Origin of the sequence: Amycolatopsis thermalba, from assembly GCF_003385215.1 — a bacterium.
Lineage (GTDB): Bacteria > Actinomycetota > Actinomycetes > Mycobacteriales > Pseudonocardiaceae > Amycolatopsis_E > Amycolatopsis_E thermalba.
This window is the reverse complement of the sequence record NZ_PQHW01000004.1, coordinates 1-16,362: the sequence shown is the minus strand read 5'-3', so window position 1 is coordinate 16,362 and position 16,362 is coordinate 1. Positions and strand designations below refer to the sequence as shown.

Genomic DNA, 16,362 nt, shown 5'->3' with positions numbered 1-16,362 from the left:
CTGCCTGGTGATGAGGTACGGGTGGACCACCGGAGCGTGTGCGACCGCGGCCACCACGGCCGCGTACACCGCGCTGCTCACCGGCGAGTTCCCGGACCCGGTGGAGGTGGAGCTGCCGCAGGGCCGGCGCCCGGCGTTCGCGCTGGCCACCGAGCGCCTGGACGCGGATTCGGCGACGGCCGGGGTGATCAAGGACGCGGGCGACGACCCGGACGTGACGCACGGCGCGCTGATCCTGTCCACGGTGCGTCGTGGCGAGCAGGGCAGCGGGGTGACGTTCCGCGCCGGGGTCGGCGTGGGCACGGTGACGTTGCCGGGGCTGCCGCTGCCGGTGGGCGAGCCGGCGATCAACCCGGTGCCGCGGCGGCTGATGACCGAGGCGGTGCGGCGGGTGGCGGCCGCGTCCGGCGATTCCGGGGACGTCGTGGTGGAGATCTCCGTGCCCGAGGGGGAGGAGCTGGCGCGGCAGACGTGGAACCCGCGGCTGGGGATCATCGGTGGCTTGTCGATCCTCGGCACGACCGGGGTGGTGGTGCCGTACTCGTGCTCGGCGTGGATCGACAGCATCCGGCGCGGGGTCGATGTGGCGCGGGCGCTGGGGCATTCGCACGTGGCCGGTGCGACGGGCAGCACGTCGGAGCGGGTGGTCGCGCAGCGGTACGGGTTGCCGGAGACGGCGCTGCTGGACATGGGCGACTTCGCGGGCGCGGTGCTCAAGTACGTGAAGCGCCATCCCGTGCCGCGCCTGACGATCGCGGGCGGGTTCGCGAAGATGTCGAAGCTCGCGGCCGGGCACCTGGACCTGCACTCGAAGCGGTCGCAGGTGGACCTGGCGCTGCTGGCCTCGTTCGCGCCCGAGGGGCTCGCCGACCGGATCCTGGAGGCGAACACGGCGCTGCACGCGCTGCAGTTGTCGCAGGAGGCGGGCTTCCCGATCGGCGACGTGGTGGCCGACCGGGCACGCGCGTTCGCGGCATCGGTGCTGGACCCGGCGCCGGTCGCGGTGGACGTGCTGGTGATCGACCGCGCCGGGACCGTGGTGGGGGTCAGCGAACCGCCGAGGGGTGCGGGTAGCTGACGCCGGTCGCCAGCCCAGCGGAACTCCCCCGTCGGCGATGAGTTGGCGCAGGTCTTTCGCTGGTTCTCCGGATCGGCGAGGAGCGCGTGGAACCCCGCCGACCGGCTGTCCGCGGCCAGCTCCTGCCGCCGCCCGGAACGGGGCGGGAGAAGCACGTCGTGGCCAGCGGTGAATCGTGGCGGCAACCGCCTTTTTCTAATCGATACCCGGATTCGGGACGATCCGGATCTTCTCCGACCGGTCCCGCGCCGCCGAGTACAGGTAGCTGTCCGGGAACTTCTCCGCCGCCAGCACGCGGCCCACGAAGATCACCGCCGCGCGGTCGATTCCCGCGGCGCGCACCTCCGGCGCGATGCCGGACAGCGTGCCGCGCAGGATGCGTTGCCCCGGCTGGCTCGCGCAGTGCACCACGGCCACCGGGCAGTCGGCGCCGTAGTGCGGGAGCAGTTCCGCCACCACCTGCTCGATCCGGTTGATCGCCAGGTGCACGGCCAGCGTCGTGCCGGTGGCGGCGAAGTTCGCCAGCGTCTCGCCCGCCGGCATGGCCGTCGAGCGGGCCTGGACTCGCGTGATGACCAGGCTCTGCCCGATCGTCGGCACCGTCAGTTCGCGGCCCAGCTCCGCGGCCGCGGCGGCGAACGCCGGCACCCCGGGCACCACCTGGTACGGCACACCGGCCGCGTCGAGGCGGCGCATCTGCTCGGCCACCGCGCTGTAGATCGACGGGTCGCCCGAGCACAGCCGCGCCACGTCGTGGCCCGCGCGGTCCGCCGCGACCAGCTCGCCGACGATCTGGTCCAGCGACAGGTCCGCCGTGTCGATCCGCCGCGCGTCCGCGGGGCAGTGGGCGAGCAGGTCCGGCGGGGTGAGGCTGCCGGGGTACAGGCACACGCCGCAGCGCGCCAGGAGGTCGCGCCCGCGCACGGTGATCAGGTCCGCCGCGCCGGGCCCGGCGCCGATGAAGAACACGGTCATTTCACGAAACTCCATTGCGTCACGGTCCGGGCGGGGGTCCAGCCGGTGAACCCGCCGAGCGGGGCGGCGTGTTCGACGGCGATCCGGATCAGCTCGCCGTCGTGCCGCCGGTACGCGCTCGCCAGGACCTGCTCCGACTCCAGCGTCACCGCGTGCGCGACCAGCCGCCCGCCGGGCCGCAGCGCCGCCAGGCAGGCGTCCAGCGACGCCAGCCCGCCGCCGACGAACACCGCGTCGGGCGTGGGCAGGTCCGCCAGCGCCTCCGGCGCGGTGCCCGTCACCACCCGCAGTTCGGGCACCCCCAGCCGGTCCGCGTTGCGCTGGATGCGTGCGGCCCGTCCGGCACTGCGCTCGACGGCGATCGCGCGGTTCGCCGGATGCGCGCGCGACCACTCGATCCCGACGCTCCCCGCGCCCGCGCCCACGTCCCACAGCAGCTCACCGGCCACCGGCGCCAGCCCGGCCAGCGCGCACGCCCGCAGGTCGCGCTTGGTGATCTGCCCGTCGTGTTCGAACGCGTCGTCGGGCAGCCCGGGCAGCGTCGGCAACGCCGGGCCCGCGCACTCGACCGCCACGACGTTCAACGGATCCCCAGCCGGGTGTGACCAGTCTCGCGCGAAGCCTTCGGCGCGGCGTTCGGCCGGACCGCCGAGCTGCTCCAGCACCGTGAGCTTGCTCTCGCCGAAACCCCTTGCCACCAACACCTGCGCCAGTTGCGCGGGCGTGTCCGCGTCGGAGCTGAGCACCACCAGCCGCGCCTTCGGCGCGAGCGCCCGGCTCACCCGGTGCACGCTGCGCCCGACGACGCTGACCACCTCGGTCTCCTCCGCCGACCAGCCCATCCGCGCCCGCGCCAGCGCCACCGACGACACCGCGGGCACGATCCGCACGGAGTCCGCGCCGAACCGCCTGACCAGCGTCGTCCCGATGCCCGACAGCAGCGGATCGCCGCTGGCCAGCACGCCGATCCGGCGCCCGGCGTGCTCGGCGAACAGGCCGTCCAGCGCGGGCAGCAGCGGGCTCGGCCACGGCACCTTGTCCACGTCGAGCGGCACCAGGTCCAGCTGCCGGCGGCCGCCGAACAGCACCTCGGCCGCCGCGATCTCGGCCCGTGCGGGCTCGGTCAGCCCGGCCCACCCGTCGGCCGGGACACCCACAACGACGATCCTCACGGGGGGAGACCGTATGCGATGATCCTGGCGACGGTCGCCGCAGGAACCCGGTGCGACTCCGGGGCGGTCCCGCCACTGTGACCGGCCAGAAGGCCGGGAGCCAGAGCTTCGGCGGCCGTTACGTGCCCGGCACGTGCCCTGTTCAGGCGGGCGAGGACACCCGCGCGTGGCGAAGGAGTTCGCTTGAGGCCGTATCCGTTCACCGCCGTCGTCGGGATGCCGGACCTCCGGCTCGGACTGGTGCTCTCGGCGATCTCCCCGGCCATCGGCGGCGTGCTGGTGCGCGGCGAAAAGGGCACTGCGAAGTCGACGATGGTGCGCGCGCTGGCCGGTCTGCTGCCCGAGGTCGACGTCGTCGAGGGGTGCCGCTTCTCGTGCGACCCCGCCGCGCCCGACCCGGACTGCCCGGACGCCCCGCACGACACCCGCGCCGCGCGGCGTCCCGCCCGGCTGGTCGAGCTGCCGGTGGGGGCGGCCGAGGACCGCGTGATCGGCTCGCTGAACCTGGAACGCGCGCTGACCGAGGGCGTCACCGACTTCCAGCCCGGCCTGCTCGCCGCCGCGCACCGCGGCCTGCTCTACGTCGACGAGGTCAACCTGCTGCACGACCACCTGGTCGACACGCTGCTCGACGCGGCGGCGATGGGCCGCGCGACGGTCGAGCGCGAGGGCGTGTCGGTGTCGCACGCGGCGCGGTTCGTGCTGATCGGCACCATGAACCCGGAGGAGGGCGAGCTGCGGCCGCAGCTGCTCGACCGGTTCGGCCTCACCGTCGAGGTGGCCGCGAGCCGCGATCCGGAGCAGCGCGCCGAGGTGATCCGCCGTCGGCTTGCCTACGAGGCCGATCCGGACTCCTTCGCCGCCCGCTACGCCGACGACGACGCCCAGCTCGCGGCCGAGATCGCGGCGGCGCAGAAGCTCCTGCCGTCGGTCGAGCTGACCGACGAAGCGCTGCGGCAGATCGCCGAGGTGTGCGCGGCCTTCGAGGTGGACGGGATGCGCGCGGACATCGTCACCGCCCGCACCGCGGTCGCCCACGCGGCGTGGAGCGGGCGCACCGAGGTGTCCACAGAGGACATCCGCGTGGCGGCGCGGCTCGCGTTGCCGCACCGGCGCCGCCGCAACCCGTTCGACGCGCCGGGCATCGACGAGGAACAGCTGGAGCAGGCGTTGCGCGACGCCGAGCCGCCCGAGGACCCGGGCCCGCCGGACGACGACGGTCCCGGCTCTGGTTCCGAGGCGCCGGCCGAAACCCAACAGGGGCACCAGAACGACAGCGGTGGCGAACCGGGCGGCGGCGGGAGCGAGCAGCAGTCCGTCGGCGCGGGAAAGCCCTATCGCGCCAGGATGTTCAGCGTCGCCGGTCTCGGCGAAGGGGCGCACGGCAAGCGATCCCGCGCGGTGACCGACGCCGGACGGACCATCGGCGTCCGGCCGCCCGGCACGCGCGCGGGGCGGCCGCACCTGGTCGCGACCGTGCGGGCCGCCGCGCCGCACCAGAAAACCCGCGGGCGCGACGGCGCGGGCCTGGTGCTGCGCCCCGGCGACCTGCGGTTCGCGCTGCGCGAGGGCCGCGAGGGCAACCTCGTGTTGTTCTGCGTCGACGCGTCCGGCTCGATGGGCGCGAAGTCGCGGATGCGCGAGGTGAAGGCCGCGGTCCTGTCCCTGCTGCTGGACGCCTACCAGCGGCGGGACAAGGTCGGGCTGGTCACCTTCCGCGCCGGTGCCGCGGAGCTGGCGCTGCCGCCGACCGTCAGCGTCGAGGCCGCCGCCGCGCGGCTGGAGGCGCTGCCGACCGGTGGGCGGACGCCGCTGGCGGAAGGACTGCTGGAGGCCGCGCGGGTGCTGCGGGTCGAGGCGGTGCGCGACCCGCGTCGCCGTCCGCTGCTCGTGGTGGTCACCGACGGCCGGGCCACCAGCGGCGCGGACGCGGTCGCGCGCTCGCAGCGGGCCGCCGAGATGCTGGCCGGCGCGGGAATCGCGTCCGTGGTGATGGACTGCGAGGCCGGGCGGATGCGCCTGGGTCTCGCGGCGGAACTGGCCGCGCGGCTGGGCGGCGAGCACGTGCCGCTGGGCGAGGTCGCCGCGGCGGCGCTGGCCACCGAGGTGCGCAGGAGGGCTGCCTGATGCCGCAGGGGAAACCGCTGGTCGTGCCCGACGACGGGCTCACCACCCGCCAGCGCCGCAACCGGCCGTTGCTGGCCGTGCACACCGGCGAGATGAAGGGCAAGTCGACCGCCGCGTTCGGGATGGCGCTGCGGGCGTGGAACCAGGGCTGGTCGATCGGCGTGTTCCAGTTCGTCAAGTCGGCGAAGTGGAAGGTGGGCGAGGAGAACGCGTTCCGCGCGCTGGGTGCCCTGCACGAGAGCAGCGGCCAGGGCGGGCCCGTCGAGTGGCACAAGATGGGCGAGGGCTGGAGCTGGTCGCGCAAGCCCGGGTCCGACGAGGACCACGCCGCCAACGCGCGCGAGGGCTGGGCGGAGATCAAGCGCCGCCTCGCCGAGGAGCGCCACGACTTCTACGTGCTGGACGAGTTCACCTACCCGCTGCACTGGGGCTGGATCGACACCGCCGAGGTGGTCGCCGCGCTGCGCGACCGGCCGGGCCGTCAGCACGTCGTGATCACCGGCCGGAACGCGCCGGAGGAGCTGATCGAGGCCGCGGACCTGGTCACCCGCATGACGAAGGTCAAGCACCCGATGGACACCGGGCAAAAGGGCCAGCGGGGCATCGAATGGTGAACCGCGTCGTCATCGCCGCGCCCGCGTCCGGGCACGGCAAGACGACGATCGCCACCGGGCTCATGGCCGCGCTGCGGGCGCGTGGGCTGACGGTCTCCGGGCACAAGGTCGGGCCGGATTTCATCGATCCGGGCTACCACTCGCTCGCCACCGGCCGGCCGCCGCGGAATCTCGATCCGTTCCTGCAGGGCGAGGACCTGCTGGCGCCGTTGCTGCGGCACGGTTCCGCGGGCGCGGACATCGCGGTGATCGAAGGCGTGATGGGGCTGTTCGACGGGCAGCTCGGCACCGAGGGCTACGCGTCGACGGCGCACGTCGCGCGGCCGCTGGGCGCGCCGGTGGTGCTCGTGGTGGACGCGTCCGCGGCGAGCCGCAGCGTCGCGGCGATGGTGCTCGGGTTCGCGCACTTCGAGCCGGGCGTGCAGATCGCCGGGGTGATCCTCAACAAGCTGGGGTCGCCGCGGCACGAGGAGGAGATCCGCGCGGCCCTGGTGCGCACCGGGATTCCGGTGCTGGGCGCGTTGCGGCGCAGCGACGACATCCACGCGCCGAGCCGTCACCTCGGGCTGGTGCCGGCGGCCGAGCGGGACGCCGAGTCGCGGGAGCTGCTGCCGCAGCTGGCCGCGTGGGTGTCCGACGGGGTGGACCTGGAGGCGATCGTGCGGGTGGCGCGGTCGGCTCCGGCTCTGACTGCGCCGGCGTGGGAGCCGACGGGGTCGTACTCGGGGCCGCGGCGGGTGGTGGCGGCGGCCGCGGGGCCGGCGTTCACGTTCCGGTACACCGAGACGGTGGAGTTGCTGGCGGCGTCCGGTGTGGACGTCGTGGATCTGGATCCGTTGCACGACAAGGCGTTGCCCGAGGGGTGCGCCGGGCTGTACTTCGGGGGCGGGTTCCCCGAGGTGCACGTCGAGGACCTGTCGGCGAACGCGCCGCTGCGCGAGGAGCTGGCCGCGGCGATCCGGCGCGGGATGCCGGTGGTGGCCGAGTGCGCCGGGTTGCTGTACCTGTGCCGGGAGCTGGACGGGCTGCCGATGGTCGGGGCGCTGGACGCCTCGGCGGTGATGACCCGGCGGGGCGCGCTGGGGTACCGCACGGCTTCCGCCGTGCAGGACCACCTGCTGGCCCGGGCCGGGGAGCGGGTGACCGGGCACGAGTTCCACCGGACCGTGGTGACGCCCCGCGCGGGCGCGGTGGCGGCGTGGGAGTGGGACGGCGCCGCGGAGGGGTTCGCCTCGCCCACGCTGCACGCGTCCTACCTGCACGTCCACTGGGCCGGGCATCCCGCGCTGGCGCGGCGGTTCGCGGCGGCGGTGCACGCGCATGGCTGACTACGACCTGCACCACCACGGGGATCGCGAGGTCGGGGACGGCCTGGTGGACCTGGCGGTGAACGTGCGGCTGCCGGCACCACCGGCGTGGCTGCGCGCCGAACTGGCCGCGGCGCTGGACGACCTGGCCGCGTATCCCTCGGTTGACGCGGCTGCCCAGGCGGTGGCCGCGCGGCACGGCCGGGACGTACTGGACGTGCTGGTGACGGCCGGCGCGGCGGAGGCGTTCACGTTGCTGGCCAACGCGATGCGGGCGCGGCACGCGGTGGTCGTGCACCCGCAGTTCACCGAGCCGGAGGCGGCGTTGCGCGCGGCGGGGCACGCGGTGGACCGGGTCGTACTGTCCGCTTCGGACGGTTTCGCGCTCGGACCGGTGCCCGCGGACGCGGATCTGGTGTTCGTCGGCAACCCCACCAATCCGACGTCGGTGCTGCATCCGGCGGCGGCGTTGCGCGCGCTGGTGCGGCCGGGCCGGATTCTGGTGGTGGACGAGGCGTTCCTGGACGCGGTGCCGGGTGAGCCGGAAAGCCTGGCGGGGGAACGGCTTCCGGGCGTGGTGGTGATCCGCAGCCTGACGAAGACGTGGGGGATCGCGGGCCTGCGCGCCGGGTACGTGCTGGCCGAACCGTCCGTTGTGGAGGCGCTGCGGGCCGTGCAGCCCCCGTGGTCGGTGTCGACGCTCGCCGCGCGGGCGGTGGTCGCCTGCAGCCGCCCATCCGCTCTGGACGAGGCGGACAAGCTGGCGGTGCGGGCGGAGCAGGACCGGGAGTACCTGGTCAGCGGGCTGCGCTCGCTGGGCGTCGAGGTGGCCGGCACGCCGCGGGGCCCGTTCGTGCTGGTGCGGATCCCCGGCGCGGCCGAGCTACGCCTGCGCCTGCGGGAAGCCGGCTACGCCCTCCGCCGGGGCGACACGTTCCCCGGCCTGGACGGGGACTGGCTCCGAATCGCCGTGCGGGACCCGGCGGTGACCGACGGCTTCCTGGACGCGCTACGGCGTCTGCGCTGAGGGATCACTCGCGCTGAGTCATCATGGGATGACGAACATGTGTTGGACTCATTGATCGCGGTCAAGCAGGCTTCCAGGCGTGGTCACCCAGGAAGTCCGCCCGGTCTCGGTGTCACCGTGGGCGTCGCCGGGCTGATGGTCACCCTGCAGGGCGTGCCGGCCGGGCTGGGCGTGCCGTTCCTCGTCTGGGCCGGGCTGAGCGCAGGTCAACCTGACGCTCGCGGCCGGGCCGGAGACGTTCGAGGCCGCGATGCCGCTCAACACCATGGCCTACAACACGTCCATCGCGCTGGGGGCGCTGTTCGGCGGGCTGTTCGCCGGCCACCTGGGGCACCAGCGTCGTCTGGTTCGGGGCGGTGCTGACGGCGGCCGCGCTGCTCCTCGCGTTACGGCGCCAGTGCTAGCCAGCTCGCGGCGGCGGCGAACTCCACGCAGGCACCGAGCACGTCCCCGGTGATGCCGCCCAGCCGGGTGGTGCAGCGCCACAACACGAGGCCCGCCGCGAGGACGGCCGCCGCCACCGCGAGTGGGCCCCGCCACCACTCCAGGCCGGGGGCGAGCGTGGCCAGCCCGGCGGCGGCGCAGAGTGTCGCGGCCGTCCACAGCGGACGGATGCTCCCGGCAACCGTGGCGCCCAGGCCCTCGGGGCGCGCGGAGGGCACCCCGCGCGTGCAGCACAGCGCCAGCACCCAGCGGCTCGCGAGCGTGCCGGCCACCGCCGCCGTCACCCCGTGCCCCGCGGAGATCGCGCCGCCGAGTGCTCCACATTGGATGATCAGGACGAGGACCAGCGTGGCGACGCCGGTGGGCCCGGAATCGCCGCGGCGCATGATCTCCAGCGCGCGGGTGCGGTCGAAGGACGCGCCGAGACCGTCGGCGGTGTCGGCCAGGCCGTCCAGGTGCAGCCCCCGGCTGGCCAGACCCACCGCGCCGACCACCACGCCGACCCCGGCCAGCACGGGCAGCCCGAGTGCGTCGCCGGCCAGGACGACCAGCCCGGCCAGGACCGCGAGCGGCACGGCGGCCAGGGGCGCCAGCAGCATCGCCCCGGCCGCCACCCGCCGGTCGATGACGCGCGGCGCGGGCACCGGGAGCGCGGTCAGGGTGCCCAGCGCCATCCGCAGCGCGTCGGAAACCCGCTCAGGCAAGGTCGGCCAGCAGACCCATGTCCGCGATGATCGCCCGCGCCGCGCGCAGCGTCGGGATCGCCTGGACCGCCCCGCTGCCCTCGCCGAGACGCAGGCCCAGGTCCAGGATCGGGGTCAGCCCGAGCGCCTTCAGCGCGAACGCCTGCGACGGCTCGGTCGACCGGTGCCCGGCCAGCCACCACCGCGCGGCCTCCGGCGCGATCTCCGCCGCCACCACCGCGGCCGCGCCGGAGAACACGCCGTCCAGCAACACCGGCACCCCGCGCACGGCGCCCTGCACCAGGAACCCGGCAGTCGCGGCGGCGCAGGCGCTGCCCAGCGCCGTCAGCAGCTCGAACGGGTCCGCCACCCGCGCGCCCGCCCGCTCGACCGCGGCCCGCACCACGGCGACCTTCCGCGCCCGCCCGGCCTCGTCCACGCCCGTCCCGGTGCCGACGACCTCCTCGGCCGGCACCCCGAGCGCCGCGGCGACCAGGTCCGCCGCCACCGTCGTGTTGCCGATGCCCATGTCACCCGGGATGAGCAGGTCCGCCCCGTCGTCCACCTCGGCATCGGCGACCCGGCGGCCCACCTCGAAAGCCCGGCGAGCCTCACCCGGCGCCAGCGCGTCCTCGACCTCGATCGACCCCGAGCCGCGCCGGACCTTCCACGCGCGCACCTCCGCGGGCACGTCCGACAGGTCGTCGTCCACCGCGATGTCCAGCACCCGGACCCCCGCGCCGGCCTCGCGGGCCAGCACGTTCACCCCGCTCTTGCCGGCCAGGAACACCCGCACCATCGCCGCGGTCACCTCGCGCGGGTACGCCGACAGCCGGCTCACCCCGTGGTCCCCGGCGAACACGACCACCCGCGGCCGCTCGATCGGCGGCGGCGGGACCTGCCCGGACGCGGCGCACAGCCACGCGGCCAGCTCCTCCAGCCGCCCCAGCGCGCCGACCGGCTTGACCAGCGCGTCCAGCCGCTCCAGCGCGGTGGCGTGCGCGGCCGCGTCGGGCGCCGGGATGTCGAATCCGGTCACAGCAGAGCCCTTTCGCCGAGGTGCAGGACGCGCCCCGCGACCACCAGCTGGACGCTGTCCGCCTGGGCCGCGACGCGGTCGTTGAGCGCCCCCAGCACATCACGGAACAACCGCCCGGAGGCTGTCGCGGGCACCACACCCATGCCGACCTCGTTCGTCACCGCCACGATCGGCACGTGCGCGTCCCGCCACGCGTCGAGGAACTCCTCCATGCGCTCGTCCAGCCGCAGCTCCCAGCCCTGCTTGGCCTCCCACGCGCCGACGTCGCCGAGCACGCGCGTGACCCAGGTGCCCAGGCAGTCGATCAGCAGCGGCCGCGACGCCTTCCGGACCGTCGTGGCGAGGTCACCGGTCTCCACCGTGCGCCAGTTCGCCGGTCTGCGGGCCTGGTGCAGCGCGATCCGCGCCGCCCATTCGGGATCGTCGCCGCTGGGCACCGGGCCCGGCGCGACGTAGACGACTTCGGGATGGCGGGCCATCAGACGCTCGGCGTGGCGCGACTTGCCCGAGCGAACCCCGCCCAGGACCAGCACCTTCACCTCGTCGTCCCCGTACCGGCGGAGCAGCCGGGCGGCGGCCTCCAGTGAGGCGGCCAGCCGCTGGGTCAGCTTGGTCATACCCGGCATTCTCGTGCACGAGCTACCGTCCCGGGTGTGGTGTATGCAAGATCGTTGACCGCGCTCGGTCTCGTGGCCGGTTACGCGCTGGACGCGGCCCTCGGTGATCCGCGGCGCGGCCATCCGGTCGCGTTGTTCGGGCGCGCCGCGAAAGCCCTGGAGCAGCGGGTCTGGGCCGATTCGCGGGCGCGCGGCGCCCCGTACGCCGCGACCTGCGTCGGCGCCGCCGCCGGGCTGGGGGCGCTCGCCCAGGCCGCGACGCGCCGGCGCCCGGCCGCGCGTGTCGCGGTGACCGCGCTGGCGACCTGGACCGTCCTCGGCGGCCGCGGCCTGGCGAACGAGGGCGAGGCGATGGCGGTGCGGCTGGAGTCCGGTGACGTGCCCGCCGCGCGGCAGCGGCTGGGCCACCTGTGCGGGCGCGACGCCTCCGTCCTGGACGACAAGGGCCTGGCCAGGGCCGCCACCGAGTCGATCGCCGAGAACACCAGCGACGCGGTCGTCGCGCCTCTGCTATGGGGCGCGGTGGCCGGGGTGCCGGGGCTGCTCGGGTACCGGGCGCTCAACACGCTCGACGCGATGGTCGGGCACCGGACCCCGCGCTTCGAGCGGTTCGGCTGGGCCGCCGCCCGCGGGGACGACCTCGCCAACCTGGTACCCGCCCGCGCCGGGGCGCTGATCACGGCACTCTGCGCGCGTGTGGTGGGTGGCCGCCCGGGGTGGTCGCTGCGCGTGTGGCGGCGGGACGCCGGACAGCACCCGAGCCCCAACGCCGGGCAGATCGAGGCCGCCTTCGCGGGCGCGCTCGACGTGCGGCTGGGCGGGGTGAACAGCTACGGCGGCCGGACCGAGGACCGCGGCACGCTCGGTGACGGCCCCGCGCCCGGCGTGGCCGACCGGCGCCGGGCGGTGCGGTTGTCGCGCGCGGCCGGGCTGGCCGCGCTCGCCCTGGCCGCGGTGGTGGCGCGATGAGGGGCCTGCTGGTCGCCGGGACCACGTCGGACGCCGGGAAGAGCCTGGTCACCGCCGGCATCTGCCGCTGGCTGGCGCGCCGTGGGCTGCGGGTGGCGCCGTTCAAGGCGCAGAACATGTCGAACAACTCGATGGTCTGCGCGGACGGCGCGGAGATCGGCCGCGCGCAGTGGCTGCAGGCGGTCGCCGCCGGGGTCGAGCCGGAGGCCGCGATGAACCCGGTGCTGCTCAAACCGGGCAGCGATCGGCGCAGCCACGTCATCGCGCTCGGCAAGCCGTTCGGGACGCTGGAGGCCGGCGAGTTCGCCACCGGCCGCCGCGAGCTGGCGCGCCTCGCCTTCGAGGCGTTCGACGAGCTGCGCACGCGGTTCGACGTCGTGGTGTGCGAGGGCGCGGGCAGCCCGGCCGAGATCAACCTGCGCCAGGGCGACTACGTGAACCTGGGGCTGGCCCGGCGGTTCGGGCTGCCGGTGGTGGTCGTCGGCGACATCGACCGCGGTGGCATGCTGGCCGCGATGTACGGGACGGTCGCGCTGCTGGAACCCGAGGACCAGGCGCTGCTCGCGGGCTGGGTGGTGAACAAGTTCCGCGGCGACGAGACGCTGCTGCGGCCGGGTCTGGACCGCATCGCGGAGCTGACGCACCGGCCGGTGCTGGGGGTGCTGCCGTGGCTGGACGGGGTGTGGATCGATTCCGAGGACGCGCTCGCCGTCGCGGGCTGGCGGCACGAACAGCAGGCCACGGGCGGGCTGCGGGTCGCGGTCGTGCGGTTCCCGCGCGCCTCGAACGCGACCGATGTGGACGCCCTCGCCGCCGAACCGGGCGTGACGGTCACGCTGACCGCGGACCCCGACACGGTGCGCGCCGCGGACCTGGTCGTGCTGCCCGGCACCCGCGCCACGGTGAGTGATCTGCGGTGGCTGCGGGAGCGCGGCCTGGAGCCCGCGCTCGCCGCGCGTGCCGCCGCCGGGCAGCCGGTGCTGGGGATCTGCGGCGGCTACCAGATGCTCGCGGAAACCATTGTGGACGACGTCGAGTCCGGCGCCGGGACCGTGCCCGGGCTCGGTCTGCTGCCGACGCGGGTGTCGTTCAGCGCGGAGAAGGTGCTCGGGCGGCCGGTCGCGCGGTGGCGCGGGCACGAGGTGGCGGCCTACGAGATCCACCACGGCAGCGCGACGGCGACCGGGGACGGCGCCGAGCCGTTCCTGGACGGCTGGCGGCGCGGGTCGGTGTGGGGCACGACCTGGCACGGCACCCTGGACAACGACGGGTTCCGCCGGGCGTGGCTGGTGGAGGCGGCGGCGCAGGCCGGGGTGTCCTGGTCACCGGCGGCGGGGGCGCCCGGGTTCGCGGCCCTGCGCGAGTCGATGCTGGACCGGCTCGCCGACGCGGTCGAGCAGTGCCTGGACACCGGCGCCCTGCTGCGGTTGATCGAGCGGGGCGCGCCGGAGGGCCTGCCCCGCGTGGGCTGACCGTCCGCGAGTCCCACGTTCCCGTCCGCGAGTCCCACGTTCCCGCTCGCGAGTTCTGCATTCCTGCTCGCGAGTTCTGCATTCCTGCTGGGGAGTTCCCCACAGCCCCGCGCCCCGCACCGCCGCTGAACGTGGGACTCGCGGGCCTGAGTGTGGGACTCGCGGGCCTGGGTGTGGGACTCGCGCCCTCAGACGAGCGTGACCCGCACGCCCTCCAGTTCGAAGGCCGACACCAGGTCCGGCTCCGCCGCCGAATCGGTGATCAGCAGGTCGATGTCGAGCGTCGGGCAGATGCGGGCGAACGCGTAGCCGCCGAGCTTCGAGCTGTCGGTGACCACCACGACCTTCTTGGCGCGGTGCGCGAGCAGCTTGACGATCGCCGCCTCGGCCTCGTGGTGGGCGTACGCGCCCCGTAGCGGATCGACCGCGTCCACCCCGAGGAACGCCAGGTCGAGGCTGACCTCCTCCAGCACCATCCCGGCCAGGTGCCCGGTCAGCTCGAACGACTGCGGCCGCGCCACCCCGCCCGTGCTGACCAGCCGGATGCTCTGCCGCACGGTCAGCTCGTACGCGATGTTCACCGCGTTGGTGACCACGGTGAGCGCCGGGGAACTGCCGCGGTCGTTGAATTCCGGCCGGGTCGCGATCGCGCGGCTCACCTCGGTCGTGGTGGTGCCGCCGTTGAACCCGATCACCATTCCGCGATCCACCAGACGGGCCGCGGCCTCGGCGATGCGGCGCTTTTCCACGGTGTGCTGGGCGGCGCGGTGCCTGCCGGGGAGGTCGTAGGCGACATTACCGGCGAGGGCGCCACCGCGCGTTCTCGTGAGCAATTGGCGTCCTGCCAAATGATCGAGATCGCGGCGGACCGTCGCGGGGGAGACGCTCAGCTTCTCCGCCGCCTGATCCACCTCGACCCGGCCCTGCTGGCCGATCATTTCGAGCAGCGTGTTCAACCGCTCATGCCTGTCCACGCATCAGTCATACCCGCTCGCGCGCGCATTGTGAACACTGATCATGAGACCGGCCCGCCGGGCGGCGCACCCGGCGGGCTGTCGGAATTTTCCTCACAGGCTCCGCAGGAACGCCAGCGACGGCATGAAGAAGTATTCGCCGCCCTTCATGGTGACCGCCTGCGGAATGGGATCGGCGGCCTCGGCCACGTTGTTGTGGCCCCATTCCGGCGGGTATTTCTGCGGTTCCCGGGTGCCCTGCCCGATGACCGGATCCAGGCCCGGCTGGGAACCGTCCGGCGGGAACGGGAAGGCGGGGTTGTTCGCCCAGATCTGCTGCGTGAACTCGAACTGGTTGCCCAGGCTCGAGTTGAAGGCCATGAACAGCAGGCCGACGTCCTTGGCCGGGCGCAGCCGCGGCGGCAGGTCGGCGTTCGGGTCGTCGTGGCGGCGGCCGTAGGTCTGGCCGCGGCGGGCCATCAGGTGCTTGCGCTCCTCCTCCGGTGCCTCCGCCCCGCCGGACCCGCGCGGGTTGGTCTTGCGGATGTGCGCGTGGAACGGGCACTTCTGGCCCAGCTTGTCGCTGTCGTAGCTGAAGTCGTTGCCCACCGGGTGGTGTGAGCCGGGCGCGCTCTGCACGGTCAGCGGGGTGCCGTCCTCGAACCGGCCGACCAGCATCGCGCCGGCCCGCTCCCGGTCCTCGCCACGCAGCCCGAGGTCGTGCGCCAGGTCGCGCTCGGCCTCCTTGAACAGCCGGACGTTCTGCTCCAGCTTGCGGAACACGAAGTAGCTTCCGAAGTGGACGGTGGGGTCCGGCGCGGCCGGGTCGGGCACGAGGATCTGCTCCAGCGGCGCCGACGGGTCCCACTCGCTGACGCCGTCGGTGGTGTCCCGCTCGGCGTCGACGTCCTCGGTGAGGAACAGCGGCTGGCTGCGCCCGTCGACGTAGCCGAAGTGCTCGATGCCGTCGCCGTTGGCGTTGGCCATCCCGTGGCCGGACTCCTCGCCGAGGATCGTGACCGACGCCGGGCGCAGCGCCTCGACCTGACGGCGCAGGGTGCGGACCGGTCCGGCGGTGGCGTCGCCGATGAGGACCACGGCGTCGATCGTCTGCTGGTAGTGGCCTTCCCACTCGGTGACGGCCGGGTCGGCGAGCTTCTCGACGGCGGCCTTCGCGCCCGCGGTGAACGACGGATCGGCCGGCGCGGTGACGCCGAGCGTGGCGTAGCCGTGCGCGGACAGGCCGACGCCCAGATAAGGCGTGCCGGCGGTCTTGGTGCGCTTGTGCGCCTCGACTTCCTCCAGGTGCGCCTTGGCGGACTTCATCAGCCCGCTCAGGCCCCGCAGGAAGGTACGTGCTTCGGCGGCGTCGCCGAAGCCGAGGAACAGCACGGTGAGGCGGTCCCGGACGTGCGCCTTCAGGATGTTCGGCTGCAGCTCGGCCAGCATGGCGGCCGCTTCGCCGTCGGCGGACTTCCAGGACAGCGTGGTGGACAGGTCGACAGGCATGAACGCCCCCTCGTGGATTGACCCCAGTCACGGTGGCGGCGCCGCGAGGCCCCTGTCGTGTGCGGCGCCGTCACCTGCTCCTAAGTCGCCGCGGAGGGCGGTCAAGTACGAAATGGGCGTGTTTTCACTCGATCGGATTAGCGGGGGGCCGCTACGCGGGTGTCTACTGCACCGGCTTCGCTTCGCAACGCCCGGATTGGTAGCCCTCCCGAACCCGATCTTTCAGTGTTTGGTTGCCGAGAAGTCGCGTCAAGGCGGGAAAGCGTGCCTTGACCCCGCTGCTCGGCAACCGATTTGGGCTGGGGATCGGGTGCGGGAGGGGCAGTGGTTTGGGGGGTTGTTGCTGTGCGCTGCCGGGTGGCGGTTGGTGTTGTGT

Annotated in this window: 14 protein-coding genes and 1 riboswitch; of the genes, 7 read left to right on the top strand and 7 right to left on the bottom strand. The window is 74.3% G+C overall.

From position 1 onward, the window contains the following. The first annotated feature begins 10 nt into the window (after positions 1-10). Positions 11-1,078: a cobalt-precorrin-5B (C(1))-methyltransferase gene (locus D0D15_RS02720; RefSeq protein WP_094006228.1), complete on the top strand. Its 1,068-nt coding sequence runs from the start codon at positions 11-13 to the stop codon at positions 1,076-1,078. A gap of 195 nt (positions 1,079-1,273) precedes the next feature. Here the strand turns inward: D0D15_RS02720 and cobM are convergent, their stop codons facing one another. After that, on the bottom strand, positions 1,274-2,053 hold the full coding sequence (cobM, locus tag D0D15_RS02715; RefSeq protein WP_094006229.1) for a precorrin-4 C(11)-methyltransferase: 780 nt from the start codon (positions 2,051-2,053) through the stop codon (positions 1,274-1,276). Next, a complete protein-coding gene (cbiE, locus tag D0D15_RS02710) occupies positions 2,050-3,210 on the bottom strand; it encodes a precorrin-6y C5,15-methyltransferase (decarboxylating) subunit CbiE (RefSeq protein ID WP_115944214.1) in 1,161 nt (386 codons plus the stop codon). The genes cobM and cbiE overlap by 4 nt, the downstream gene beginning before the upstream one ends. Before the next feature lie 57 nt (positions 3,211-3,267). Then, positions 3,268-3,327: riboswitch (cobalamin riboswitch) on the top strand. Between the two features lie 81 nt (positions 3,328-3,408). On the opposite strand from cbiE, the gene D0D15_RS02705 reads away from it, so the two are divergent. From D0D15_RS02705 to cobC, 4 genes are read left to right on the top strand one after another with little or no spacing between them, the layout of a single operon-like run. Continuing rightward, positions 3,409-5,352, top strand: coding sequence for a putative cobaltochelatase (locus D0D15_RS02705; protein WP_115944213.1), 1,944 nt, complete (start codon positions 3,409-3,411; stop codon positions 5,350-5,352). Further along, on the top strand, positions 5,352-5,966 hold the full coding sequence (gene cobO, locus D0D15_RS02700; RefSeq protein WP_094006232.1) for a cob(I)yrinic acid a,c-diamide adenosyltransferase: 615 nt from the start codon (positions 5,352-5,354) through the stop codon (positions 5,964-5,966). The genes D0D15_RS02705 and cobO overlap by 1 nt, the downstream gene beginning before the upstream one ends. Further along, positions 5,960-7,294: a cobyrinic acid a,c-diamide synthase CobB gene (locus D0D15_RS02695; protein ID WP_115944212.1), complete on the top strand. Its 1,335-nt coding sequence runs from the start codon at positions 5,960-5,962 to the stop codon at positions 7,292-7,294. Before cobO ends, D0D15_RS02695 begins: the two co-directional genes overlap by 7 nt. After that, complete coding sequence (gene cobC / locus D0D15_RS02690; RefSeq protein WP_094006234.1) at positions 7,287-8,300, top strand: Rv2231c family histidinol phosphate aminotransferase CobC; 1,014 nt, start codon at positions 7,287-7,289, stop codon at positions 8,298-8,300. Before D0D15_RS02695 ends, cobC begins: the two co-directional genes overlap by 8 nt. Before the next feature lie 386 nt (positions 8,301-8,686). On the opposite strand, the gene D0D15_RS02680 is transcribed toward cobC, so the two are convergent. From D0D15_RS02680 to cobU, 3 genes are read right to left on the bottom strand one after another with little or no spacing between them, the layout of a single operon-like run. Further along, positions 8,687-9,418, bottom strand: coding sequence for an adenosylcobinamide-GDP ribazoletransferase (locus tag D0D15_RS02680; protein WP_115944211.1), 732 nt, complete (start codon positions 9,416-9,418; stop codon positions 8,687-8,689). 22 nt (positions 9,419-9,440) lie between these two features. Then, a complete protein-coding gene (cobT, locus tag D0D15_RS02675) occupies positions 9,441-10,466 on the bottom strand; it encodes a nicotinate-nucleotide--dimethylbenzimidazole phosphoribosyltransferase (protein ID WP_115944210.1) in 1,026 nt (341 codons plus the stop codon). After that, positions 10,463-11,083, bottom strand: coding sequence for a bifunctional adenosylcobinamide kinase/adenosylcobinamide-phosphate guanylyltransferase (gene cobU / locus D0D15_RS02670; protein WP_094006237.1), 621 nt, complete (start codon positions 11,081-11,083; stop codon positions 10,463-10,465). The genes cobT and cobU overlap by 4 nt, the downstream gene beginning before the upstream one ends. 36 nt (positions 11,084-11,119) lie before the next feature. Between cobU and D0D15_RS02665 the strand changes: the two genes are divergently transcribed. Beyond that, positions 11,120-12,052: a cobalamin biosynthesis protein gene (locus tag D0D15_RS02665; RefSeq protein WP_162830492.1), complete on the top strand. Its 933-nt coding sequence runs from the start codon at positions 11,120-11,122 to the stop codon at positions 12,050-12,052. Next, positions 12,049-13,524 carry a cobyric acid synthase gene (locus D0D15_RS02660; protein WP_094006239.1) on the top strand — a complete coding sequence of 492 codons (1,476 nt, stop codon included), beginning with the start codon at positions 12,049-12,051 and terminating at the stop codon, positions 13,522-13,524. Before D0D15_RS02665 ends, D0D15_RS02660 begins: the two co-directional genes overlap by 4 nt. A gap of 188 nt (positions 13,525-13,712) precedes the next feature. On the opposite strand, the gene D0D15_RS02655 is transcribed toward D0D15_RS02660, so the two are convergent. After that, entirely contained in the window at positions 13,713-14,498 is a 786-nt protein-coding gene (locus tag D0D15_RS02655; protein ID WP_094006240.1) for a DeoR/GlpR family DNA-binding transcription regulator, read from the bottom strand. 93 nt (positions 14,499-14,591) lie between these two features. Then, entirely contained in the window at positions 14,592-15,986 is a 1,395-nt protein-coding gene (locus D0D15_RS02650; protein ID WP_094006241.1) for a Dyp-type peroxidase, read from the bottom strand. Positions 15,987-16,362 lie beyond the last annotated feature (376 nt).